The organism is Alkalinema pantanalense CENA528 (assembly GCF_050753345.1).
GTDB lineage: Bacteria > Cyanobacteriota > Cyanobacteriia > Leptolyngbyales > Leptolyngbyaceae > Alkalinema > Alkalinema pantanalense.
Genome location: NZ_JBLZFX010000050.1, coordinates 18,936 through 42,023, shown reverse-complemented (window position 1 = coordinate 42,023; position 23,088 = coordinate 18,936). Strand labels below are relative to the sequence as shown.

The following is a 23,088-nucleotide window of genomic DNA, read 5'->3' as shown; positions in this document are numbered from 1 at the left end:
CACTCTCCCACTCTCCCACCCCCAACCCCTCGGCCTCATCTGGTCAAACCGCACCGCAGACAACCTCGAAGTTCCTAGCGCGTGCCCCCTGGAGCAACTCCTAACCACCCTCCCACCCTCCCACCCCTGGATCAGTCTGCAATCTCACCTCACTGCCGAGGAACAGACCCAACTAGAACAGGCTGGGATTCCGCAGAAAACCTGTACCGATCGCGCTGAGTTAATTCAGGCGATCGCGGCGTTGGACGGTCTACTCACCATTGATTGCGAAGCCGCCCATCTCGCAGCGGCTCTGGGGAAACCCGTGTGGTTAATGCTGCCTAGTCCTAGCCATTGGGTGTGGGGTTACGGGCAATCTACCACCCCATCGGCCACTCCCTGGTACCCGACGGTACAAATTTTCCGCACCCTGGATCCCGACGATCAGTCATCATTACTTAACCAATTCGCAGCAATCTGGAAGGTTCCCCCCCAACAAGAGTAGGCGAAACCCGACTGTCATCCTTAGATGAACGTGATTTACTAGACGTAAGGGCTGATTCAGTCTTGTTACAATGCTTAACAAAGCGAGTAAACGCGATCGTCTCCTATGAATTATCGACCTGCCGATGCCATGCCCCAGCCAGGATCCACAACCATCACCGTGGATACCCAGGCCACGACCATTCCAGAAGTGCCATCCAACGGGAATGGGGCCTTTGGGGGGAGGGATCGCCAGATTGCCGATCGTCGCGGAGTCGATCGTCGCCCTGAGGAATTTGGCACCGACCATAACGGCTTGCCCCTGCGGTACCAACCGGAGGCGATCGCGGACTATTACCGATCGCGCTATTGGCAGGTGTGGAGTCGAACGGTAGGGATTTTTCTACCGTTGTTAACCTATACCCTGGGAATCTGGTCGGACAACCGGCAAGGCAAAAAAATTACCGAGCAACGCAATCGCGCCATTCAACTGCGGGAGTTGCTCACCAAACTCGGCCCCGCTTTTATTAAAATTGGCCAAGCCATTTCCACTCGCCCCGACTTAGTGCCCCCCGTCTTTCTGGAAGAACTGTCCAAGCTACAGGATCAAATTCCGCCCTTCCCCAACGAAATTGCCTTCCAGTTTATTCGGGAGGAACTCGGGAAAGATCCGATCGACCTGTTTGACGAAATTTCCCCGGCCCCCGTTGCTGCTGCCTCCCTCGGTCAAGTTTACAAAGCCACGTTGAAAACCGGCGAAAAAGTAGCCGTTAAAGTGCAGCGACCGGGCCTAGCACGCAGTATTGCCCTAGATGTCTACATCCTGCGGGGCCTGTCGGCTTGGGCCATGCGCACCTTCAGTCGGGTTCGTAGCGACCTAGTCGGCATCATGGATGAATTCGCGGGGCGTATCTTCGAGGAGATGGACTACACCCAGGAAGGCCGCAACGCCGAGCGCTTCAACGACCTCTATGGCTATCTGCCAGATATTTACGTCCCCAAGATTTACTGGGATTACACCGAGCGTCGTGTCCTGACGATGGAATGGATCGAAGGGACGAAGTTGACGAACTTGAAAGAAGTGGCGGAACAGGGGATTGATGCCACCTATCTCGTCAATATCGGCGTGCAATGCTCCCTGCGGCAATTGCTGGAGCACGGCTTTTTCCACGCTGACCCCCACCCCGGCAACCTCCTGGCCACCCCCGACGGCAAGCTAGCCTACCTGGACTTCGGCATGATGAGCCAGATGCAGCCTTACCAACGCTATGGGCTGATTGAAGCGATCGTGCATTTGGTCAACCGTGACTTTGAAGGACTCGCCAACGATTACGTTAAGCTAGAATTCCTGTCACCCGATACAGATCTAACACCTATCATTCCCGCCTTTGCCGTTGTCTTCCAAGATGCATTGGGTGCAAGTGTTTCAGATATTAATATTGCAGCGATTACCGATAAACTCTCGGCGCTGATGTATGAATATCCCTTCCGCGTACCCGCTTACTTTGCGTTAATTATTCGATCGCTGGTTACCTTAGAAGGAATTGCGATCAACGTCGATCCAGAATTTAAGGTGCTCAGTGAAGCCTATCCTTACATTGCCAAGCGATTGCTGACGGATCCCGCCCCGGAATTGCGCACCTCCCTAAAAGACCTACTCTTCAAGGATGATAGCTTCCGGTGGAATCGGTTAGAGAACCTGCTACGCAATGCCAAAGGCAGCATGGAATATGACATTAGCGGCTCGCTGGATCAAGCTTTAGATTTCCTCTTCTCAGAACGGGGCGAATATATCCGTCAACGTTTGGTGAATGAAATCATCAACAGTGTTGACACCTTGGGACAAACGGCTTGGCAACGGCTGACCTCTACAGTGGGCGCACGGTTGGGCTTTGCGGTGGAGTCGCCGCAGATGTCGATCGAGCAGGAAGCGACCCTCGGCCATATCAAACAAATTTGGGCGATTCTTCAGGAAACCCAAGGCTTTGATCCCAATCGGATTTTAAATCTTCTGCCGCGCTTGGTACTGCGATCGGAGGCGCAACAGATGGGACAGCAGATTGCTACAGGGTTAGCGCAGCGGGCCTTAGCACGCTTCATCCGAGAGGTATTGCTTACGGAACCCCCAGCGGAATTGGAGCGGGTTACCGTCTCTACAAGTGCTTCATCCTCTTCCCTGTCTACTACCCGGCGTTAATGGATGGTTTCTGCGATCGCGACGGTGATTCCCCCTGATGTGTTCAAGCTCTGTCTCGTTGTGTTTTTGTCCTTTCTCATTGGTCTAGAACGGGAAGAACAGAAGTCAGAGCCAGGGCGGTATGTGTTTGGGGGCGTGCGAACTTACCCGCTGATTGGACTGCTGGGCTATGGGCTAGCGTTTCTGGCGAATCAGGATCGGTTGCCGGTTGCAGTAGGTTTGTTTGTGGTGGGCGGCTTTATGATGCTGTCCTACTGGAACAAGATCCGTCGATCGACCCAGGAGGCAGGACTCACGACGGAAATGACCGCCTTGGGCACCTACTTGGTGGGGCCGTTGGTCTACTATGAGCACTATTGGGTCGCCTGCACCTTTGTGATTACCAGTTTGATCTTGCTAGAACTCAAGTCGGTGCTGGAAGGGCTGGTGCATCGCTTTTCGCCAGACGATATTTTGACGTTGGGCAAGTTTTTATTTTTAACGATCGTCGTTTTACCGATTCTCCCCAATCAGTCGTTTAGTCCCTTTGAAATTAATCCCTTTAAAACTTGGCTGGTGGTGGTGGCGGTGAGTACGGTTTCCTATGCCAGTTTTTTGTTGCAGCGGGTCACTCAAGGGCGAGGAGGGCTGGCAATTTTAGCGTTGTTAGGGGGAGCCTATTCTTCTACGGTCACGACGGTGGCCTTGGCAAAAAAGTCGGCGCAGGATCCCTATCCCCAGCGGTACCCCGGCGCAATTTTGATGGCATCAGGAGTGATGTATTTACGGTTTGCGTTTTTGCTGTATTTATTTAATCCACCATTGGCCCGATCGTTGTTGATTCCGTTACTCGTTCTAGCCGCGATCGGAGTCAGTGTTGGTTGGTTCTGGCTGACTCGTCAGGATTCTACTACTGTAACAACGCACTCAACAGCCAGTCACGAAGTAACCCAAAATCCTTTAGAACTGAAGTCTGCATTCTTATTTGCGCTGCTGTTTGTGGTGATTGCAGTAGTGACCCACTACACATCGACCTATCTAGGCGATCGGGGTTTGTATGGGTTAGCCGCAATTTTGGGCGTGACGGATGTTGATCCATTTATTTTAGGATTAACACAATCGGCAGGGAAAATGACCGCACTACCGGTGGCCAGTGCAGCGATTTTAATCGCGGCGGCGAGTAACAATATGGCTAAAAGTATTTATGCATTTAGTTTTTCCGATCGATCGGTCAGGCGACAAAGTTGTTTATTGTTAGTTGGATTAGCGATTGTTGGATTACTACCGTTAATCACTTGGTTGTAAATTGTGATACTGCTCTCGCTTTTTTGTTGTTCTTTTTTGTTATTCATTGGAGTTTAGCGTTGCCATGATGCATGGATTCATTCCACCGGAGCGATTTTATCCATACTTGACTTGGACAGATATTCGCGATCTACCCGACAAAGATCGCATTGTAATAATTCAACCTGTCGGCGCGATCGAACAACATGGCCCACATTTACCGTTAGTTGTAGATTCTGCCATCGGGATGGCGGTGTTAGGCAAAGCCCTCGATCAGTTGGATACCGCTGTCCCTGCATACGCTATGCCTTCGCTGTACTATGGCAAATCCAATGAGCATTGGCACTTTCCCGGCACAATCACTTTATCTGCACAAACGTTAACGAATGTATTGATGGAGACGGGAGAAAGTCTATATCGCGCGGGATTTCGCAAGTTAATTCTGATGAACTCCCATGGCGGCCAACCACAAATTATGGACATCGTGGCACGGGATTTACATGTGGCCCATGAGGACTTCGAGGTGTTTCCCTTTTTCACTTGGCGCGTCCCCCACATTACCAAACAATTGCTAACCGAAAAGGAAGGTTGGCTCGGGATTCATGCTGGCGATGCGGAGACCAGTTTGCTGCTGTCCATTTTGCCGGATCAAGTAAAAATGTATCGTGCAGTAACAGAATATCCCCACGGGTTGCCGGAGGATAGCTTACTAACGTTGGAGCGCAATTTGCCGATTCCTTGGACAACACGGGATATCAGCCGCAGCGGGGTGATTGGGGATGCAACTGCCGCCACAAAGGAAAAAGGCGATCGGATTTTGGAGTCCCTGGCCGATGGTTGGGCGCAGGTGATTGAGGATGTGCATCATTTTCGGCAACCGCAGTTGTGGCGCGAGGACTAGAAATTCCTGGGTGAGACTTGACGAAGGGGAAATTTTGCGGTAACTTAGTTTACCGTAAGGGGTTATAGCTCAGTTGGTAGAGCACTTCAATGGCATTGAAGGGGTCAGCGGTTCGAATCCGCTTAGCTCCATTTTTAACTGCACTGTTTGGTTGTTGACTGTGTTTGACGGTAATGTTCTGCCGAGTTTCTTGGGAGGCAGACACACTGCGGCCAGTCTCAAAGTCATTGGAAACGATGCTGGTAAGTAGGATCGTTGGACTTCACCCTGAGCATGACAGAACCAAAATTCGACGCACTGTCTATTGCATTATTTGCTGGACATAGATTGTCCGGAGGAAAATATGTGTTCTGAAACTCACACTTCACCTGCTCAAAGTTCCACTGGTATCGAAGAAAACCCCAGTATCCTGTCCCATATTTCGCTGGGAACCAATCAGTTTGAACAGGCTGTCGCCTTTTATGATGCCGTATTGGTAACATTAGGCTACAGACGACTGATGGATTATCCTGGTGCCGTCGCCTATGGGAAGGTTTACCCGGAGTTCTGGATAGGAATTCCGATCGATGGACAACCGGCCAATGTCGGCAACGGAACGCATGTCGGGTTCATTGCACCGACGAAGGATGCGGTTCATGCCTTTTACGACGCGGCATTGCAAGCGGGTGGACGAGATGACGGCGCTCCAGGCCCCCGACCTGATTATGGCGATCCCTACTATGGTTGTTTTGTGCGGGATTTAGATGGCCATAAAATTGAGGCAACGTTCTGGGATTTTTCACTGGATCAACCAGAGGAACACAGTCCGACTGCTGATTAGTGATTAATCTGTTATTGACTACAGCAAACAAGACCCTATGCTCAATAGGGAACACTCATTAAGCGGGTGCTTGTAACGACCTGTAAGGTTGGATGAATACTTCGGCGGGAATTCCTAATTGTTGATGCAGCTTGCGGATCATCTCTAAGGTCAAAGAACGCTTACGGGATAGGATTTCTGAGACTCGCGATCGGCTACCCATGCAAGACTCTAGGTCTCGCCGAGACCATCCGTGTACTTCCATACCATACTGAATTGCTTCGATCGGGTCAGGAAAGTAGATCGGGATGGTTGTTTTTTCGTAGGCTTCCACTAATGTGCTGAAAATATCGATTTGATATTGAAGGCAACACGATCGTTTACAATGATACTTCCATTACGATGAAAGTCTTTAATGTCAGCTGGACTTTGCCAACTAGCCGGAGACGCTTCGTAATACCCAGTTTTCAATGCATCTTCAACATCTGAATGGCTTCCCTAGTAATCACAGAGAGTACTACGAGCTATGATACGCATACTCAAAATTATCCTTTGTTTACGTAGTGGGAATAAAGGATTCTGGGAAAGAAATAGCCTCTCTTAAAAATAAATATCAAACATAACAGTTTTGGCCATCAGTGGTTGATTCACTCAGATTCAGTATCACTAACCTGAATAAATATGTTAAGGATATAAATTCTTGAACTTGGTTAGCATCATAAATTATTGACCGATCGATTACAAAAAAATCACAAAATTCTAAAACTAGAGCGATTACAAAATGCTTATGTAGAGATTGTGTTCGACTAGGTTGATTTATCTATGCTAGCTGATACCTATCCAGAAAAGTTTTCAATCCCTGTATGATCAACTCTCAGAAAGGTAATTTGTTGGGAGTTAAAAACGTAATGCTGACTATTACGGGAAAAACAAAACTACTGGGCATTATTGGCGATCCGATCGAGCATTCGCTGTCCCCCGTCATGCAAAACGCAGCATTGGCAGAAATGGGCCTCGATTGCGTGTACCTGCCGTTTCCTGTGCAAGGGAAAAACCTAACCGATGCGATCGCGGGTTTTGCAGCAGTCGGTTTACAGGGGTTTAACGTCACTATTCCCCATAAACAAGCCATCATTTTTCATCTCGCTGAAGTTTCCTCCCTAGCCCGCGCGGTGGGTGCCGTCAATACCGTCTGGCGCAATGAATCAGGCTGGTGTGGTACCAATACCGACGTCGCTGGATTTCTCGCCCCCTTGCAAGCCCTCGATCGGGATTGGAGTACGGTCAATGTCCTATGTTTAGGCAATGGGGGCGCGGCTCGTGCGGTGGTAGCGGGCTGTAACCAACTCGGTTGCAAAACGATCCAAGTGGTTGGACGCAATCCTGATAAATTGCAACATTTTCAAGACAGTTGGCAGAGTTCCACCTTCGCTGAAGCACTCTCCGTCCATCCCTGGGAAATGCTCCCCGATCTCTTACCCAACGCAGGCTTAATCGTCAACACAACCCCGATCGGAATGCACCCTCAGGTTGACCAATCGCCGCTCACGATCGCCGAAGTTGCCTTAATCTCCAGCAACGCCATTGCCTATGACCTGATTTATATCCCGAACCCAACCCAATTCCTGAAGCAAGCCCACGATCGCGGAGCCTTGGCGATCGACGGACTAGAAATGCTGGTTCAGCAGGGAGCAGCCGCCCTCAAAATTTGGACACAGCAAGACACCGTTCCTGTGGACACCATGCGCAAAGCCCTGCAACAGCATCTCGGCCTGATTTAGCCGCCGTTCGACAGCCTCGTACTGTCGCTTGAATACTGTCGCTTGAATAATGTCTCTCGATGTGACATTTAGCAAGCGTCCGCACGTAGGCCATTACTGAAAAAATCAGCCAAATAACTGAAAGCCAATGACCGAAAGCACAAGTTGATGGACTTCTTGGGAAAACGGGCACATTTTCTCAAGAAATGCAACAATATGATTTATCGTGTTTGTTGAACTACATGTCTTTTGATCCAGACAGTGCAAATTATTTGAGAATAGACAGTGAAATGATGGATGCCAATGCCCTGCTGCGGTATTTGCAACATCAGCCACCGGAAGTTTTAGAACGGGTTGCCCGCTCTGTCAGTCCCCAGGTCAAACAAATTATTTCCCACAACGTCCAGGGTCTATTGGGGGTATTGCCCTCGGAAGGCTTTCAGGTGAAAGTAACGACCGATCGAGAAAATCTGGCGGGACTGCTTGCATCGGCAATGCTGACTGGATATTTTCTCCGTCAGATGGAGCAACGCATGGAGTTGGAAGATCAAATTTTTGATCCCTCCATGCGGTCTCCAGATTTTGATTAAACTTCTGAAACTGAACCAATCTAATTAGCCAGTCCAACTCCAATTAGACAGGGATTAAAACACGACAATCGGGAAGACAAGACGGCCTTCCCGATCGTACCTTTCGTTCATCCAGTTTTTACGATTTCCGCCAGCCAGTTCCATCAGCTGCTTTACAACACCTTAGCCCGCATGAAAGCAACAGGTAAGGCCAACAGCTTACGCCCCGTCGATACATAGGCTCGCTTGCTGAAGACATCGTACTGGTTGCGTTCAATTTCACCCAGGATCCAGCTATAGGTCATGGAAGCGGCCCATACCGGCCAGCGTGCATCCACACTGAGGAACGTGATCCCCCGATCGGCCTCGTCAAAAAACTGTTTGGCCCGCTGAATCTGGAACTTCATCAGCGCCTGCCAACGATCGTCCAACACCCCATTCAACAAATCTTTTTCGGTGTAGTTAAAGCGATGTAGATCTTCGAGCGGCAGGTAAATTCGTCCCCGTCGGGCATCCTCTCCCACATCTCGCAGAATATTGGTTAACTGGTTCGCAATCCCCAAAGCCACCGCTTCTTTGATGGGCAAATAGGGAGGATTATTAATATTCCACGGAGCAGTTTGGGCTGACTCATCCACACCCATGATGGTAGTGGACATCAGTCCCACGGTGCCCGCCACCCGGTAGCAATACAGTTCTAACTCCTCAAAGGTCTCGTAGCGGTTGCGATAGAGATCCATCCGCTGCCCTTCAATCATGTCTCGGAAGGGCTGAATGTCCAGGTCGTAATGTTCTAACGTATCGACCAACGCCACATCAAAATCATCTTGGGGATAGCCCGCAAAGAGATCTTCTAGGCGCTCTTCCCAAGCATCTAAGGTTTCGTGGGTCGTATTTTTAGCATCCGCCCCATCCACCAATTCGTCTGTCCGCCGACACCAGACGTAAATTGCCCAAATTGCGCGACGCTTTTGGGTAGGCATCAGCAACGTTGAGAGGTAGAAACTTTTCGCAAAGTCCGCTGTCACCTGACGACAGGACTCGTAGGCAGTTTCGACCGAAGCCAGGGACTTTTTCACACGCGGAGACTCAGGCAGTTGCAGCATTCTAGTGCAGATGCGAAGGTTGGCAAAGGATGTTCTTAACCAGCAGTCGCCAGGGCACGGGGTGCTCCAGCCGTGGAATTAGCGGGGTGCGCTTTGGCGATCGCCTGCGCTGATAGCTTACCAGAAAGCACAGCACCTTCCATACTGCCAAGATAACGCTGCATTGTGTAACTACCTGCGAGATAAAAATTGTGAATTGGTGTCACCTGATCCGGTCGATAGGCTTGGCGACCCGGAGAGGCCGTGTAAACCGATCGAGGGGTTTTCACCACTTTATACTTACGAAGCTTAGCAGGATTATCGCCCTTCAAGTGTTGGGGGAATAGCTTTTCCAGTTCCTGCATGGTCGCAGCAAGAATTTCTTCCTCGGATTTATCAATCCAGTCCTTTGCAGGAGCCAGCACCAATTCCAGCATGGACTTGTCTGGATCCTCGTATTCTTTACAGGTGATGCTCATATCGGCGTACACACTCAGTAAGTCCGATCGCGAGAACAACAGGTGATCAATATCCGTCAACTTCTGATCGAACCAGAGGTGCAGGTTAATCACCGGAACACCCTCTAAGCCCTCTAATTTCTGGAAGAAGGGCATCTGCTTCCAAGGGGCAGGCATTAACACCTTCATCACATCTACGGATAGGGCAGAGACGTAGATATCGGCCTCGACAATCTCATCGGGTTGGCCATTTAACCCCCGCATAACCCAATGCTTCACGGAACCATCGTCGTTCAGCACAATTTCCTTCAGCGGTTTTTCCAGGTGGACTTCGCCGCCACGCTCGGTAAAGTAGTCCACGATCGGTTGACAGAGCCGCTCGGTGGGGGATCCATCGAGGAAGGCAATTTTAGAGCCGTAGCGTTCCCGCAGGAATCGGTTAATCGCCGTTAGGGGAATCGTTGCGGAGACATCTTCGGGATTGATGAACGTCAGTGCCTTGGACGCTGCGATGAACACATCGGAATTCACCCGATCGTCCACGCCTTGCTTGCGTAGCCATTCCAGCAAACTGTACTTATCCATGTCTTCCACATACTTCTGGCCAAAGGCAACCCCCGGCCACAGCCCAACGGCAAAGCGGAATTTTTGCTCCCAGGTCAACATATCGTTGTTGTTCACGATCGACATGATGACGTTGAAGGGGGCTGGAATATCCGGCACCTTGAAGTAGGAGTAGGTACCCGGTTTCTCCGGTTGGTTAAAAATGAGTGCGTGCTCTTTCCATTGCAGCCGATCGGAGATTCCCAGTTCCTGCAACAGTTGCAGCATGTTGGGATAGGCTCCAAAAAATGCGTGCAGCCCGGTTTCATACCAATCGCCATCTTCGTCCTTCCAGGCAGCCACCAGACCACCCAGCACATCCCGGCTTTCATAGACGATCGGCTGATGGCCCGCATCAACCAGATATTTGGCACAAGCAAGCCCTGCTAGGCCGGCTCCGGCGATCGCAACACGCATGAAGACCCTTCCGCGAACCTAAACAACAAACGTTAGCAAAAAATGTCAACGAACAAACGTCAGCCAAACAGTCAACCGTTAAAGGGGAAATTCCCATTGTTAATCCCAACAGCTCAGCATTGAGATTAACCAATAACTGAATATCTCAAGACAGATCTAAAGACAATCTGATGTCTGACGATATTTGTCTGATTATACGTTACAAGCCGTTACATTCTGGGACGGTCTAAAGAGAGAATCTACCAAATTAGATAAAAAATTCCTACGGCTCAAGGAGGTAAGACGTAGGAAGTTAACATTGGTCAATTTAATGCTGTCAGGGAAATCTTCTAGGGCGCAGCATCGCTATACAGAATCACTATGCTGTAAGGCACGGCTCAATTGCCGATAGCGCAACCATAGGGCATTTCCCAGGCCAATAATGAGGATCCATTGAACAATTACAGCAATCATTCCCAATCCTGAAGATAGGCTGCGATCGGTTGACAAGATCGCCCAAAATCCTGGCGAGAATAACATCAGAAACTTGGCTACTAGGCTTTCACCATCCCCGATCGCCAAAATCAAGGCCGCGAGTGGAGGAAAGAGCACAGCAAACGAAAGACTCCCCACTGCCCAAATAGTTCGCTTTGGCGTTTGTAGTAATAGCATCCACTGCACAATCAAGCCGTAGATCAATACCAGCGCGACACCGAGCCCCAGCCCGACAAACGCCCGAAAGCGATCGAACGTCTCCACAAAGGACAGCGGCAAAAAGAAGGCAATGCTAACCAAGAGCAGGTTAATCGCGATCGCGGTGATCCCAGGGCTTTTATCGCCCCAGATTAAATCTGAAATGGCTGCTTTTCGCCAGGGAGATGGCCATCGTCCAGTTTGCTCGCGGTGCTGTAGGGAGATCGCCTTGCGAACTTGCAGCCAGTCCAATGCCATCTGACGTGGGATTGAAAGACTCAGCAGTAATGGCAAAAAGCCAAAGGTCATTGTACTAATCAACAGTCCCATGATTCCTAGCCAATAATCCTGGGAGAGCTTGCCCGTCACATAGTCCGATTGCATGGCAAATCCCACCATCAACACTGCGGCATAGCCGACGATGCCATAACTTTGACGTTTACTAATCAACGTCGTTTTGGGATTGCGAAAACTCCGTTGCAAAATTCGCCAGATCAGAAAAGTCACAATGGCTAAATTGCTGAGGGTAAACAGGGTGGCTAGGAAGGGATTACGGTTAATTGGAATCGTAAACCAATCGATGCGACTGGCTGGCCCATCGTTCCAAGTGGTGAGGAACTGCGGAAAAAAGTTCCAGACTGTAACACTGTTCCAAGTCCAAAGGCTGGGAATGACAAAGGCTCCAGCTAGGGCCAACCCTGCCAAGGCATTGCCCGACACCCAAGCCATTGGTGTATTTTGTCCGCCCCGTCCGCTAAAGCCGATGAAGAGGGCGGCGGTAAATAACACGGCTCCCGTCAACCCAAACACCGCATAGTAGCTAATTAAAAAGCCCAAGCCGTTGGGCACATGCAGGGCAACGTAGGCATGAAGGGGAAAGGCAACGAGGAGGGCAATGTAGAGTAACGATGGCACGCCCAGCAGTTTGCCGAGGAGAATATTCTGACTCGATCGCGGACTGAGGCGCAGAAAGTTCAAGGTGCCCCGTTGTTGTTCTTGGTTAATGTCCGTAATCAGGCCATAGATCCCCGGTAGAAAAATGGCAAAGGGCATGAGCCAGTTGAGATCGCGAAACATACTCAACCACCATTTGCTCCAATCAATCAAACAATTAGGGCTATAGTCACCGTTCAAACAAAACGAACTGTAGGCACGATCGGGGCCAGGTAGACGGTTAATGTAAGAGGCTGCAAAAAGAACTTCGGCCAACACCACGAGCCCCAGGGTGACCAGGAAACTGCGTACCTGAAGACGCCCCCGCCATTCCCGGAGTAACTGGGGATTGCGATCGCCAATTTGATTGAGCCAAGCAGGATAAATCATGTCAATCTGCAATTTAAGTTTTTTGAAAACTCAGAATTTTTGAATAAGCCTTGTGTGATGGAAATGGAGACACTGAAATCAGGCGATACCCCATATCCATCGAATGAACGGCAATCTAGGAAGTCCGTTGATAATCCATCTTGAGAAAAATTGACTCTAAATTTTCCTGGGTGGTGTAGAACTCTGTTACCGAAATATCCGCGTTCAAAATGGCCCGTAACAGCGCTGCCCGATCGCGTTCATTACCTGCAAAGGTCAATTTCAGTGTGCGATCGTTAGCCATTACAACTCCAGTGACTTCAGGGCGATCGACGAGAAACCGTTGCAACTTCTCCAAGTCGTCCACCACGGAAATCAGTAAGTGCTGGCTGCTCAGTCGGTCGTATAGATCGGACAGGACTGAACTTTCCACCAGTCGGCCCTGTTCCATAATGCCGATCGTGGTACAGAAGTCCTCCAAATCGCTCAGGATGTGGGAGGAAATTAAAATCGTCATCCCCGAGGCTTGCAGTTGTTTGATAATGCGGCGGAACTGCGATCGCGCTAGGGGATCCAATCCTGAAACCGGCTCGTCCAGCAATAAGAGGGACGGTTTATGCAAAATAGCCTGCGCTAGACTCAGCCGCTGCCGCATCCCTCGTGAAAGGGTGCCAATCACACTCTGCTGCTTGCTTTCTAATTCCACTAGGGTGAGAACTTCTTGGATCCTTTGGGCCCGATCGGGTTCCGTGAGGTATTGCAAACGGCCCACGTAATCTAGGTAAAACCAAACGGTTAAATCTTCGTATAGTGGAAAGTCATCGGGCAGAAATCCCAAGCGACGCTTCAGTTCCGGCAGATGCTCACCATAGCGAAGCGGCACCCCATCGAGAAAGATTTCCCCCGTGGTCGGCTCATCCACTAGCGCTAACAACCGCAATAGAGTTGTTTTGCCTGCACCATTGGGGCCAATGAGGCCATAGACATCCCCTTGCCGCAATTCTAAGTTGACTTGGTCGAGCGCAAGTTTGCGATCGAATTGCTTAGTTAAAGAACGGGTGATCAACAACATGAATTCCCGGCTTGCGAAAAACTAGCTCCATTGTGGCCAAGCTATTTTGCAAGTGTCGAGAAAATTTTTAAATCTGAAGAATTTCGCCGATTTACGATATAAATCTGTAACCAGACAATGGGTGAGACAATCAGTCTAAACCGGTCACTGATTAACCCGGTGTCTGGTTGATTTAACTGTTATCACCTTAAAGGGCGAACGAGGGGACTCGAACCCCCGAGTGGCGGAACCACAATCCGCTGCCTTAACCACTTGGCTACGCTCGCCATGCGCGTATACAAATATAGCGACTTTTTTCGAAAATTGGAATAGGTTGACGAAATTTTCTGTGGATTTTTTCAGTCAATTATTTTTCTAGAGAATCCGGCTGGCCAACCAATTCGAGATCTGACCCGTTAGATTCGGTCGAGACAGCCATTAACGGCTAACCTAGAGAGCGTTGTTAATAGTAGTATTCACCACATCCTTGGCATGAAATCTGGGCAATGGATTATAGGCATCACTGTGCTACTGGGACTGGGAATTGGTGGCTTAATGGCAGCGACCAATCCTGAACCGAATGCCTTTGAAGCCTTTGCGATCGATCAAATGAAATCGGAGCTATGCCCCCAAGTGCCCCTGGGTTTGGCCAAGCAATGTCCCCGCTTGGTGGAAGAAAATCAAGAACAGGTCAAAGCCTTTATCCGGGGCAACACCCAGCGCCAGAATTACTGGCTATTTAGCTATTACAAAACCCAACTATCGTTGCGATCGGTCGTTCCAGCTTCCATGTCTCCGGTGCTCTCAGCATTGCCTATTCCAACCGGCTACGACTTAGAAACGATCGGGGCACTCGGTCAGTTCTATGTCTATCGCACGGAATCTAAGCGGTTCTAAGGGGTCTAAGGGACAATGACCAGCCCAGTCTGCCAAACGGGTTTCCGCCGCCCGAGATGGCTCTTGGGGCAAGAGAATTTTAGGCCGAGCTAGGGCAAAGCCCTGCGCCAAGTCCACATCAATTTCCTGGCAAAAATGCAAATCCTCTCGATGTTCAATGCCCTCCGCTAAAATTTGAATCCCCATATCATGGGCGGCTTGTACCATGCTTTTGAGCAGCACTTGCTTCACTGGATGACGACTGCAACCGTCCACCATTGCCCGATCGAGCTTGAGAATATCGGGACGAAATTCTAAACAGTAGTGGTTCAACGCCACGTCACTCCCCAGATCATCGATCGCCAACTGACAGCCCCAGTCTCGAATCCGCTGAATTGCTTGGGCAACATGGCTTTTGGCTCGTACTGCCTCAATTTCCGTCAGCTCAAACACAATTTGCTGTGGCTGAATCCCTAAATCCATTACCTGCTGGAGATGCTGTTCTAGGATGGCTGGGTTTTCCGCGATCGCATTGGGTACCACATTGATAAAAAACTGTTGCTGTTGCAAATGGGCAGATGCCTGAAGCAACAACGCCAGCGATTGCAAACATACTTCCCGCGCCAAGTGATCAAATTCATGGGTGAGTTGAGTCGCTTTCGCTGCATCAATGAGTTGTTGCCCACTGAGTTCCTGGCCATCATCCGTCGTTCCCCTCGCTAGGCATTCATAGGCAACAATCTGCCCTGAACGAAGCCGAAAAATTGGTTGGTAGTGAAAAAATAATCGCTGCTGCGAAAGCAATGAAACAAACCAGCTATGGCGCACTAATCGGGTTAAATCACTTAAGGATTGGGCCTTTAAAAATTCTGAAAAAAACTGGGGAGACTCCGGTGATATTGCAGTAATAACGCCTCGTGATGCTTGTTGTCCAGCCTCCGAAACCAAGTGACTAAGTTGCTGTAGAGAAGTCGCCATCTGCCCAGATGCAATCTCCCGTTGCCACAACATGGGCACTGAAGGAATGGGCCGAAATCCGAGGAGAGTAATGCATTGCTCAACCGAAGGATCACTTGGTTGAATAACAAGTTTCAGGCGTGAGTGACTCAACCCTGGTCTCAAAGTCGATGAGGGGCATTGCATATGCAGACAACTGAAATGAATAACAGAACAGGGAACATTGGCACTGGAAACATTGGCACTGGAAAGAAGACTGGCTGCGTTCGGACTGAAACGTTGAACTGAACCGTTGGACTGCAAGTCTAGCCAGTATCCAATGGGTTGAACCTTTCTAAGCTGCTGGCAGTTTAACAACGATCGTGGAGTTAAGGGATCTGGAATCGGATTGAACTTTGCACCCTTAAACTATTTGCTCCCCCAAACTCAGTCCCGCTCAGTTTGTGAATGATCCACTGATGTGAATCATCCATAATTTCTGTCAAGCGCTGGTTTGAAGGATGGAGTGAGCAGTTTCTGGGAATAAATTGCTAATTTCGATGATGGAAAAGGAAGTAAATCCCCAGGAGGGATGACAAACCAGATTCATGGCCAACTCAAACCGTAGACAGGATCATTAAGTGTAACTTGGATAACAATGTCTAGCTGGAGATCAGACTAGCACAAACCTTTTAGATTCCTCTGGTGGGCATGACCCAGAACCAAAACTGTCTATCCTGAAAGATTGGGGTAAGATTTGCAACGGATATCCTCGTACAATCGACGATCTCTTTTACAGATTTTTTTAAGCTTTCACAGTCGTAAATTGAGCCTGTTCTATGACCCAGCCGATTTCCCCTCTGGCGACCCCATCCAGTTCCCAGTGGCCAGACTTGTTACAACAGTTACTTGAAGGACAATCCTTAAGCCCCAACCAATCCGCCGATTTGATGCAAGGTTGGTTAAGTGGTGGAATTCCTGAGGGCTTATCGGGTGCGATCCTAGCAGCGTTGCAAGCCAAGGGTGTTTCTGGGGATGAACTGGCGGGAATGGCCGGGATTTTGCAAAGTCAGGCGATCGTAAGTACGGGCGCAACCATGCCGACGCCGCTAATTGACACCTGCGGTACGGGAGGTGATGGGGCATCCACCTTCAATATTTCCACTGCAGTCGCGTTTGTGGCTGCCGCAGCGGGGGTTGCCGTGGCGAAACATGGCAATCGATCGGCCTCCAGTCGGGTCGGGTCGGCGGATGTGTTGGAAGCGTTGGGAATCAACTTGGCCGCGCCACCGGAAAAAATTCATGCAGCAGTGCCAGAAGTGGGTGTGACGTTTTTGTTCGCGCCCGGTTGGCATCCGGCGATGAAAGCGGTATCGGAATTGCGCAAACAATTAAAAATTCGCACGGTGTTTAATCTGTTGGGGCCGTTGGTCAATCCGCTCAATCCGACAGGGCAGGTGATTGGGGTGTATAAGCCGGAATTGGTGCAACCGATCGCCCAGGCCCTTCAGCAATTGGGCAAACAGCGGGCGATCGTCGTTTATGGCCGCGAAAAATTAGACGAAGCGGGGTTAGGCGATCTGAGTGACATGGCAGTGCTGGCTAATGGTGAGATTCAGACACAAACCTTGGATCCTGTGGCAGTGGGGGTTACCCCTGCACCGATCGCGCAATTGAAGGGCGGTGATGTGCCGGAGAATGCGGAAATTCTGCGCAATATCCTCCAGGGTAAGGGAACCCAGGCTCAACGGGATGCGGTGGCCTTAAATGCGGCATTAGCCCTGCAAGTCGGCGAAAAAGTATCTTCGATCACGGAAGGTGTGACCCTTGCCCAGTCGGTGATTGACAGTGGCACAGCTTGGGACAAGTTAGAGCAATTGGTAGCATTTCTGAAGGCTTAAGGCAGACCAATTGCTCCACCTCAACGGAGAAGTCTACACTGGAGAAATCAGCCATCCAGCGAGGCTAACATGACCCAGTTGCTGATTCACCCCCATGGCAGCCCGATCGTGGTGCAGCTTTCTCCCTTGATGGAGATGACGCAGCAGCAATTCTATGAGTTTTGCCGTAGCAACCCTGACCTACGAGTCGAACGCACTGCCCAAGGAGAAGTCCTAATCATGTCGCCTACGTTTTCCGATACAGGCAACCGGAATTTTAACTTGGCGGTTCAGGTGGGAATTTGGGCGGAACAGGACGGAACCGGGCTAGGATTCGACTCTAGTGCAGGCTTTACCTTACCCAATGGTGCGACCCGATCGCCCGACGTATCTTGGATTCGCCGCGATCGCTGGGAGGCTTTGAGACCGGAGGAACAACAATCCTTTGCGCCGCTCTGTCCCGATTTTGTGATTGAGCTGAAATCGACCAGCGATCGTTTAGAGACGCTGCAAGCCAAGATGCAGGAATACCTCGATAATGGAGCGCAGTTGGGCTGGCTGATCGATCGGCAAGCCCAACAGGTCTATATCTATCGTTTAAATCAAGCAGTAGAAGTTTTAGATCATCCTGAAACGATCAGTGGCGATCCTGAGCTTCCGGGCCTAGGGGTCAATCTGAGATCGATTTGGTAACTCAAGCCGTAATCACATCAGTGAATGCCCACAAGATTCAACCCAGGACATCCCACCCGTCTACCCTCCTACCCTCCCACCCGTCTACCCACCTCTCCTAATTGGAGCAGCGAGAAAATTCCACCAAGTTTTGATTGCGTTTAATGCTGATGTCGCAATCACCAAAGAAGTCGTGACCGAGGAGCGCCACCGGGCCGATCGCCACGGGGAAATCATAAATCGTGCCCCCCCCCACGGCCATGGATTTGAGATAGCCCACGCTGAATTGGGTTGTTCCGGCAGGGGTCATCGCAGGTACGGAGCCGATGGATTCTACGCCGAGGGACTGGGCCATATCCTGGGTAATCATCGTGCCGCTGGCTCCGGTATCTACCATCATTTCAAAACGATATTTGCCGTTGAACAACACATCCACAACCGGGATGCCGCCTTGGTAATACTTAATGGCTACCCGATAAACACGATTGCCCGCTGGCGCAAGACTGACTGGCTCTCCATCGTCAGAAATTCTAGGATCCACCGCAACATAGCGTTCACTGGTATTTCGTCCCTGCGATCGCGCTAGTTTTTGTTCTGCCCGAGATAACCCCGCCTGAAAAATCGCTAAACGCCGATCGACTTCTTTGTAGTTTGGATCGCCCTTGGGCGTTTGTTTCAGCAGTTGAATGGCCGACTTCCAGCGATCGATCACTAAATTCCAATCCTCGGGTGATTGGGCTGATTGGGAAATGCTGTCAGCACTTTCTGCCTTATCCAGCGCCATTTGGAACACTGGACTGCTCACTAATTTAACGGTCGGCTTCGCTGAGGACTGTCTGAGCGCTTTACTACCGTAGGCCGTAGGCGGCTGAGGGCTTGGCTTGGCGGGGACCGTTGGGGTGACGCTTGCTGTCGGACTAGGGCGACTGGCCTGCGGCGTGAACGTCGGTGCTTGGCAAGAGGCGCAGAGCAGACCGATCGTGGCTGCAAATCCCCATCGCATTAGGCTGGTTGTAGGATCAACTCTCCTAGCATCAGAATGCAATGGGAGAGTCCTTGTAAGAGTCCTCAGGATAGTCCTCCGCAAATTAGCCATGGTAACGGGATCGCAAATAAGGTCTGTATCCAGGATATTTCCCACCTAGGACCTTGGCCCCTCCAGAAAACGAAATTTTTCAGGAATCCATCATTCTGACCCGTTGTGGTTTCGATAAAGGTGAGATAATACGCTGGATTTATTTTCACAGGCATTTGCACAGGCTGAGTCTATGACCCTCTCTTCAGTTCAACCCGCCTTGCTGGTCTTGGCGGATGGTACGAGCTACCACGGCTTCTCCTTCGGCGCAACGGGAACCACGATCGGAGAAGTGGTGTTTAACACGGGCATGACGGGCTATCAAGAAGTACTCACCGATCCCAGTTATCGCGGCCAAATTGTCACCTTTACCTACCCTGAGTTGGGCAACACGGGCGTCAATCCCCAAGATGAAGAATCCCAGCAGCCCCACGTTCGCGGTGTGATTGCCCGCAATATTTGTGAACGGCCTAGCAACTGGCGATCGACCCAGTCATTGCAAGATTATCTTGCCCAACACCATTTGATTGGCATTTACGGCATTGATACCCGCTCCCTGACCCGTCGTCTGCGATCGGCGGGAGCGATGAATGGCGGTATCTCGACGGAAATTTTGGATCCCGCAGTTTTACTCCAGCAAGTTCAAGCGGCCCCCAGCATGGCGGGATTGAACCTCGTGAAAGAAGTAACGACCGATCGCCCCTACGAATGGACAGAAGCCACTGAGGCAGATTGGGAATTTAGCCCCACGGCCTCTTCAGACAAAGCATTCACCGTTGTCGCGATCGACTTTGGCATTAAGCGCAATATTCTCAAGCGGTTGGCAAGCTATGGTTGTCGGGTCATCGTTGTACCCGCTAATACTCCAGCAGAGGAAATTCTTAGCCACAATCCCGATGGTATTTTCCTGTCCAACGGCCCTGGAGATCCCGCTGCCGTTACCGAAGGCATTGCCACGACCCAGGCACTCTTAACAGCCAATAAACCCATCTTCGGTATTTGCATGGGTCACCAAATTTTGGGGCTGTCCATGGGGGCAGAGACGTTTAAACTTAAGTTTGGCCATCGTGGCTTAAACCATCCGGCAGGATTGAGCCAACGGGTGGAAATCACTAGCCAAAACCACGGTTTTGCGATCGATCCTGAGAGCCTACCCGGTGCTACTGTGGAAGTGACACATTTAAACTTGAACGATCGTACCGTTGCCGGCCTGAAGCACAAGACCCTGCCCATGTTCTCCGTACAGTACCATCCCGAAGCTAGCCCAGGCCCCCACGATGCTGATTACCTGTTTGAGCAATTTGTCCAAGCCATGCAAGCCCATCAGCGTGCTTAGCTTTAGTAAACATGCTGTTCATCAATAAATGAATAGCGGACTCAGTCAGAAAGAGTGTATACTGGTTCGTCGGATTGTTGGACTATGGAGCGAGGAGGCCCGCTATACCTGAGCAACTGACCTTGACCGTTAGCTTGAGAGGCACTCGCGAAGTCAAGGATAACTACCAATTGTTTCGCCTCACAGGTCTTCTGGATGCTTTTTCTGAGGCCACTTTCCGTAAAGTGCTCAATAAGTGTCTTGATGAAGGCCCCAAAAATGTTGTCTTGGATTTATCTAAGATCGACATGATTGATAGCTCTGGTTTAGGGGCACTGGTTCAGATTGCTAAAAAAGCGCAATCGGATGCCGGAACCCTACAGATTGTGACCAACCCTCGCGTGACTCAGACCGTTAAGCTGGTTCGGCTAGAAAAGTTTTTAGCCTTGCAAGCTTCTGTGGATGAAGCGATCGCGAATGTCAAGTCTGCCTGAGCCCTGGAGGGATATAGGATAATGCTATCCAGAAGATCTCTGGATAGCCCTTTTATTCCAATTTGATTTCGGCAATGTTTCTGTGATTTTTACGTTCCTGTGGTGAGTTCTACTGAGGCCGCTCCTTCATTGAGCAGTTCATTGAGCAGTTCATTTTTGTTGCAACCCCGTCCTTTGCCCCTGCGCAAAGTTCAATCCCTATCGCCCTCTGCCTTGGCCTACCTTGGAGATGCGGTCTACGAACTCTACATCCGTCAAGCGCTGCTGCTCCCTCCCCAGCGCATTGAAACCTATCACCACCGTGTTGTTGCTCAAGTCCGTGCTGAAGCGCAAGCGAACTATCTTCAGCAGTTAGCGCCCCACTTAACCGATGTCGAGTGGGATTGGGTTCGCCGAGGCCGTAACGCCGCTTCGTCCCGCCACAAACGAGTGGATGCTCAAATCTATCAGCAGGCAACTGGATTTGAAGCATTGATTGGCTACTTATACCTCGTGCAACCCGAGCGCCTAGAAGTCTTACTGTCTCACCTCAATCATTCCAGTGAAGAAAGTCTTTCCGCTCCCCACAGAGCGGGTTGACTAACCACTGCGTCCGCCCCTAATCACTAGCCAAATGGGATCAGACAATTTTCTGATGGGGCTGACGGTGAAATTCAACCATGACAATTTGTCTCAGTCTAGCGTTTTCGCAAGGACTGGAACAGGCTTGGGGATTTCTCAGCCTGCGGTATTCAGTGATCTCGTCGGGTTGGGGGATGCTCCGAGATCGACTGTATTTTTTCTTGTTTTCTCTTAGCTTTATTGGCAGGATTTTGGATTATGGCATTCAAACGGAATCATTCTGGACATCGCTCTAACCCATCGGGCGAAGGAAGATCGGAGAGCAAAGGGACTCCGAAGTATGGCGATCGACGCAGCAGTGGTGGCAGTGGGGGTAAGTACCGCGATAAGGCAAGCGGCACATCTAATTCTGCGGATCGCAAGTTTCCAAATCGCGATGCCCAACGCAGCGATCGTCCTGAGCGGAAGTTTGTTGACCGCAATGGCCGTGATGACCGTAATGGCCGTGATGACCGCAAGTTTTCAAATCGCGATGCCCAACGCAGCGATCGTCCTGAGCGGAAGTTTGTTGACCGCAATGGTCGGGTTGAGTTCCCTAAGCGCGGTGATCGGGATAATCGTGAGGATCGGGGAGATCGCAAGTTCATCGATCGCAATGGCCAGAGTGATCGAAAGTTTTCGCATCAAGATCGGCGCGAGGATCGGGGAGATCGCAAGTTCATCGATCGCAATGGCCGCGATGAACGGCGAGAGCGGCCCTCCATAGGCCGGAATCACCGAAATGACCATAGATTTGCAGACCGATCACCGCACGGCGATCGGGATTTCACCCCTAGTCGATTTACCGATGATTCTGTGAATACAGCGGAGATCATGGCGTCTTCTGAATCAGAAAATTCTGATCTGATCTATGGGCGACATGCAGTCACTGCGGCGCTAGAGAATGAACACACCCTCAATCGCATTTGGGTGATCTCCCGATTGCGTTATGACCCCCGTTTTCACAGTTTGTTGAACGAGGCCAAATCCCGTGGTGCTGTTATTGATGAAGTCGAACCCAAGCGCTTAAGCCAAATCACCCAGGGAGCTACCCACCAAGGGATTGCGGCTCAAGTCTCTCCCCACGAATATCTAGAGTTGGGAGATCTCATTGATCAAGCTAAAGAAAAATCGACTCAGCCTGTGATTATTGTCGCAGATGGTATTACAGATCCGCATAACTTAGGTGCAATTATTCGAACGGCTGAAGCCATTGGGGCACAAGGACTTGTGATTCCCCAACGACGTGCTGTTGGAGTGACGTCCACCGTGCGAAAAGTGGCAGCAGGCGCTCTGGAAAAACTCCCGATCGCGCGGGTGGTGAATTTAGTGCGAGCCTTGGAACAGTTGAAGGAAGCGGGGTTCTGGATTTACGGCACCTCCAGCGAGGCCAGCCAACCGATTCACACTGTTGATTTTGCAAAATCAACGGTACTAATTGTTGGGGCGGAAGGAGATGGTCTAAGCTTAACAACACAAAAGGGTTGTGATGTCCTAGTTTCTATTCCTTTAGCAGGAACAACACCTAGCTTAAACGCCTCAGTGGCAACGGGAATGGCGTTGTATGAAATTTATCGACAGCGTTGGAGCAGTACCATTAATCTGACGACTCGCAAGGTTTCCTCACTCCGTTGATTAATAAATTTGTGATCCCCGACTGATCCCCATTCTTTTCGATCAAATTGCTGCAAAATTGTGTCG

General features: G+C 50.3%; 23 protein-coding genes and 2 tRNA genes. 16 read left to right on the top strand and 9 right to left on the bottom strand.

Annotated elements, in window-relative coordinates; translation table 11 throughout:
• The 6 genes from ACN4EG_RS16455 to ACN4EG_RS16430 all read left to right on the top strand — a co-directional run.
• Nucleotides 1-484 (top strand): hypothetical protein (locus ACN4EG_RS16455; RefSeq protein WP_431631025.1); only part of this gene is annotated, 484 nt, incomplete at its 5' end.
• 105 nt (nucleotides 485-589) lie between these two features.
• Nucleotides 590-2,659: an ABC1 kinase family protein gene (locus ACN4EG_RS16450; RefSeq protein WP_431631023.1), complete on the top strand. Its 2,070-nt coding sequence runs from the start codon at nucleotides 590-592 to the stop codon at nucleotides 2,657-2,659.
• A 3-nt stretch (nucleotides 2,660-2,662) separates the two neighbouring features.
• Nucleotides 2,663-3,943, top strand: coding sequence for an MgtC/SapB family protein (locus ACN4EG_RS16445; RefSeq protein WP_431631021.1), 1,281 nt, complete (start codon nucleotides 2,663-2,665; stop codon nucleotides 3,941-3,943).
• Between the two features lie 64 nt (nucleotides 3,944-4,007).
• Nucleotides 4,008-4,823 carry a creatininase family protein gene (locus ACN4EG_RS16440; protein WP_431631019.1) on the top strand — a complete coding sequence of 272 codons (816 nt, stop codon included), beginning with the start codon at nucleotides 4,008-4,010 and terminating at the stop codon, nucleotides 4,821-4,823.
• Between the two features lie 58 nt (nucleotides 4,824-4,881).
• A tRNA-Ala gene (locus ACN4EG_RS16435) sits at nucleotides 4,882-4,954 on the top strand.
• A 212-nt stretch (nucleotides 4,955-5,166) separates the two neighbouring features.
• Complete coding sequence (locus tag ACN4EG_RS16430) at nucleotides 5,167-5,643, top strand: VOC family protein (protein WP_431631018.1); 477 nt, start codon at nucleotides 5,167-5,169, stop codon at nucleotides 5,641-5,643.
• A gap of 58 nt (nucleotides 5,644-5,701) precedes the next feature.
• Here the strand turns inward: ACN4EG_RS16430 and ACN4EG_RS16425 are convergent, their stop codons facing one another.
• Nucleotides 5,702-5,956 (bottom strand): helix-turn-helix domain-containing protein, encoded by a 255-nt coding sequence (locus ACN4EG_RS16425; RefSeq protein ID WP_431631016.1) that lies wholly within the window; start codon nucleotides 5,954-5,956, stop codon nucleotides 5,702-5,704.
• On the bottom strand, nucleotides 5,956-6,093 hold the full coding sequence (locus ACN4EG_RS16420) for a hypothetical protein (protein ID WP_431631013.1): 138 nt from the start codon (nucleotides 6,091-6,093) through the stop codon (nucleotides 5,956-5,958). The genes ACN4EG_RS16425 and ACN4EG_RS16420 overlap by 1 nt, the downstream gene beginning before the upstream one ends.
• Before the next feature lie 437 nt (nucleotides 6,094-6,530).
• On the opposite strand from ACN4EG_RS16420, the gene ACN4EG_RS16415 reads away from it, so the two are divergent.
• Both ACN4EG_RS16415 and ACN4EG_RS16410 read left to right on the top strand, forming a co-directional pair.
• Nucleotides 6,531-7,403: a shikimate dehydrogenase gene (locus ACN4EG_RS16415; protein ID WP_431631011.1), complete on the top strand. Its 873-nt coding sequence runs from the start codon at nucleotides 6,531-6,533 to the stop codon at nucleotides 7,401-7,403.
• 221 nt (nucleotides 7,404-7,624) lie between these two features.
• Nucleotides 7,625-7,972: a DUF760 domain-containing protein gene (locus tag ACN4EG_RS16410; RefSeq protein WP_431631009.1), complete on the top strand. Its 348-nt coding sequence runs from the start codon at nucleotides 7,625-7,627 to the stop codon at nucleotides 7,970-7,972.
• A gap of 152 nt (nucleotides 7,973-8,124) precedes the next feature.
• Here ACN4EG_RS16410 and crtB read toward each other — a convergent pair whose 3' ends face one another.
• From crtB to ACN4EG_RS16385, 5 genes are all read right to left on the bottom strand, one after another.
• A complete protein-coding gene (crtB, locus tag ACN4EG_RS16405; protein ID WP_431631007.1) occupies nucleotides 8,125-9,057 on the bottom strand; it encodes a 15-cis-phytoene synthase CrtB in 933 nt (310 codons plus the stop codon).
• A gap of 35 nt (nucleotides 9,058-9,092) precedes the next feature.
• A complete protein-coding gene (gene pds / locus ACN4EG_RS16400) occupies nucleotides 9,093-10,514 on the bottom strand; it encodes a 15-cis-phytoene desaturase (protein WP_431631005.1) in 1,422 nt (473 codons plus the stop codon).
• Between the two features lie 345 nt (nucleotides 10,515-10,859).
• Entirely contained in the window at nucleotides 10,860-12,509 is a 1,650-nt protein-coding gene (locus ACN4EG_RS16395) for a hypothetical protein (protein WP_431631004.1), read from the bottom strand.
• A 115-nt stretch (nucleotides 12,510-12,624) separates the two neighbouring features.
• Nucleotides 12,625-13,560: an ABC transporter ATP-binding protein gene (locus tag ACN4EG_RS16390; protein WP_431631002.1), complete on the bottom strand. Its 936-nt coding sequence runs from the start codon at nucleotides 13,558-13,560 to the stop codon at nucleotides 12,625-12,627.
• Nucleotides 13,561-13,753: 193 nt separating this feature from the next.
• Nucleotides 13,754-13,826, bottom strand: a tRNA-His gene (locus ACN4EG_RS16385).
• Between the two features lie 205 nt (nucleotides 13,827-14,031).
• On the opposite strand from ACN4EG_RS16385, the gene ACN4EG_RS16380 reads away from it, so the two are divergent.
• Nucleotides 14,032-14,436, top strand: a complete 405-nt coding sequence (locus tag ACN4EG_RS16380; protein ID WP_431631001.1) for a DUF4359 domain-containing protein — start codon at nucleotides 14,032-14,034, stop codon at nucleotides 14,434-14,436.
• Here ACN4EG_RS16380 and ACN4EG_RS16375 read toward each other — a convergent pair.
• Nucleotides 14,374-15,393, bottom strand: a complete 1,020-nt coding sequence (locus tag ACN4EG_RS16375; protein WP_431631000.1) for an EAL domain-containing protein — start codon at nucleotides 15,391-15,393, stop codon at nucleotides 14,374-14,376. The genes ACN4EG_RS16380 and ACN4EG_RS16375 overlap by 63 nt on opposite strands.
• Before the next feature lie 797 nt (nucleotides 15,394-16,190).
• On the opposite strand from ACN4EG_RS16375, the gene trpD reads away from it, so the two are divergent.
• Both trpD and ACN4EG_RS16365 read left to right on the top strand, forming a co-directional pair.
• Nucleotides 16,191-17,252 carry an anthranilate phosphoribosyltransferase gene (gene trpD / locus ACN4EG_RS16370; protein ID WP_431630998.1) on the top strand — a complete coding sequence of 354 codons (1,062 nt, stop codon included), beginning with the start codon at nucleotides 16,191-16,193 and terminating at the stop codon, nucleotides 17,250-17,252.
• Between the two features lie 69 nt (nucleotides 17,253-17,321).
• Entirely contained in the window at nucleotides 17,322-17,924 is a 603-nt protein-coding gene (locus ACN4EG_RS16365) for a Uma2 family endonuclease (protein ID WP_431630997.1), read from the top strand.
• A 97-nt stretch (nucleotides 17,925-18,021) separates the two neighbouring features.
• Here the strand turns inward: ACN4EG_RS16365 and ACN4EG_RS16360 are convergent, their stop codons facing one another.
• Entirely contained in the window at nucleotides 18,022-18,906 is an 885-nt protein-coding gene (locus ACN4EG_RS16360; RefSeq protein ID WP_431630995.1) for a retropepsin-like aspartic protease family protein, read from the bottom strand.
• Nucleotides 18,907-19,171: 265 nt separating this feature from the next.
• On the opposite strand from ACN4EG_RS16360, the gene carA reads away from it, so the two are divergent.
• The 5 genes from carA (at nucleotide 19,172) to rlmB (ending at nucleotide 23,022) form a co-directional block, all read left to right on the top strand.
• Nucleotides 19,172-20,314, top strand: a complete 1,143-nt coding sequence (gene carA, locus ACN4EG_RS16355) for a glutamine-hydrolyzing carbamoyl-phosphate synthase small subunit (RefSeq protein WP_431630994.1) — start codon at nucleotides 19,172-19,174, stop codon at nucleotides 20,312-20,314.
• A gap of 122 nt (nucleotides 20,315-20,436) precedes the next feature.
• A complete protein-coding gene (locus ACN4EG_RS16350) occupies nucleotides 20,437-20,787 on the top strand; it encodes an STAS domain-containing protein (protein ID WP_206755622.1) in 351 nt (116 codons plus the stop codon).
• A 99-nt stretch (nucleotides 20,788-20,886) separates the two neighbouring features.
• Nucleotides 20,887-21,366, top strand: coding sequence for a Mini-ribonuclease 3 (locus tag ACN4EG_RS16345; RefSeq protein ID WP_431630992.1), 480 nt, complete (start codon nucleotides 20,887-20,889; stop codon nucleotides 21,364-21,366).
• An 80-nt stretch (nucleotides 21,367-21,446) separates the two neighbouring features.
• The gene (locus ACN4EG_RS16340; RefSeq protein ID WP_431630990.1) at nucleotides 21,447-21,644 is read left to right on the top strand and encodes a hypothetical protein; all 198 of its coding nucleotides are present in this window, start codon (nucleotides 21,447-21,449) and stop codon (nucleotides 21,642-21,644) included.
• Nucleotides 21,607-23,022, top strand: coding sequence for a 23S rRNA (guanosine(2251)-2'-O)-methyltransferase RlmB (rlmB, locus tag ACN4EG_RS16335; protein WP_431630988.1), 1,416 nt, complete (start codon nucleotides 21,607-21,609; stop codon nucleotides 23,020-23,022). Before ACN4EG_RS16340 ends, rlmB begins: the two co-directional genes overlap by 38 nt.
• Nucleotides 23,023-23,088 lie beyond the last annotated feature (66 nt).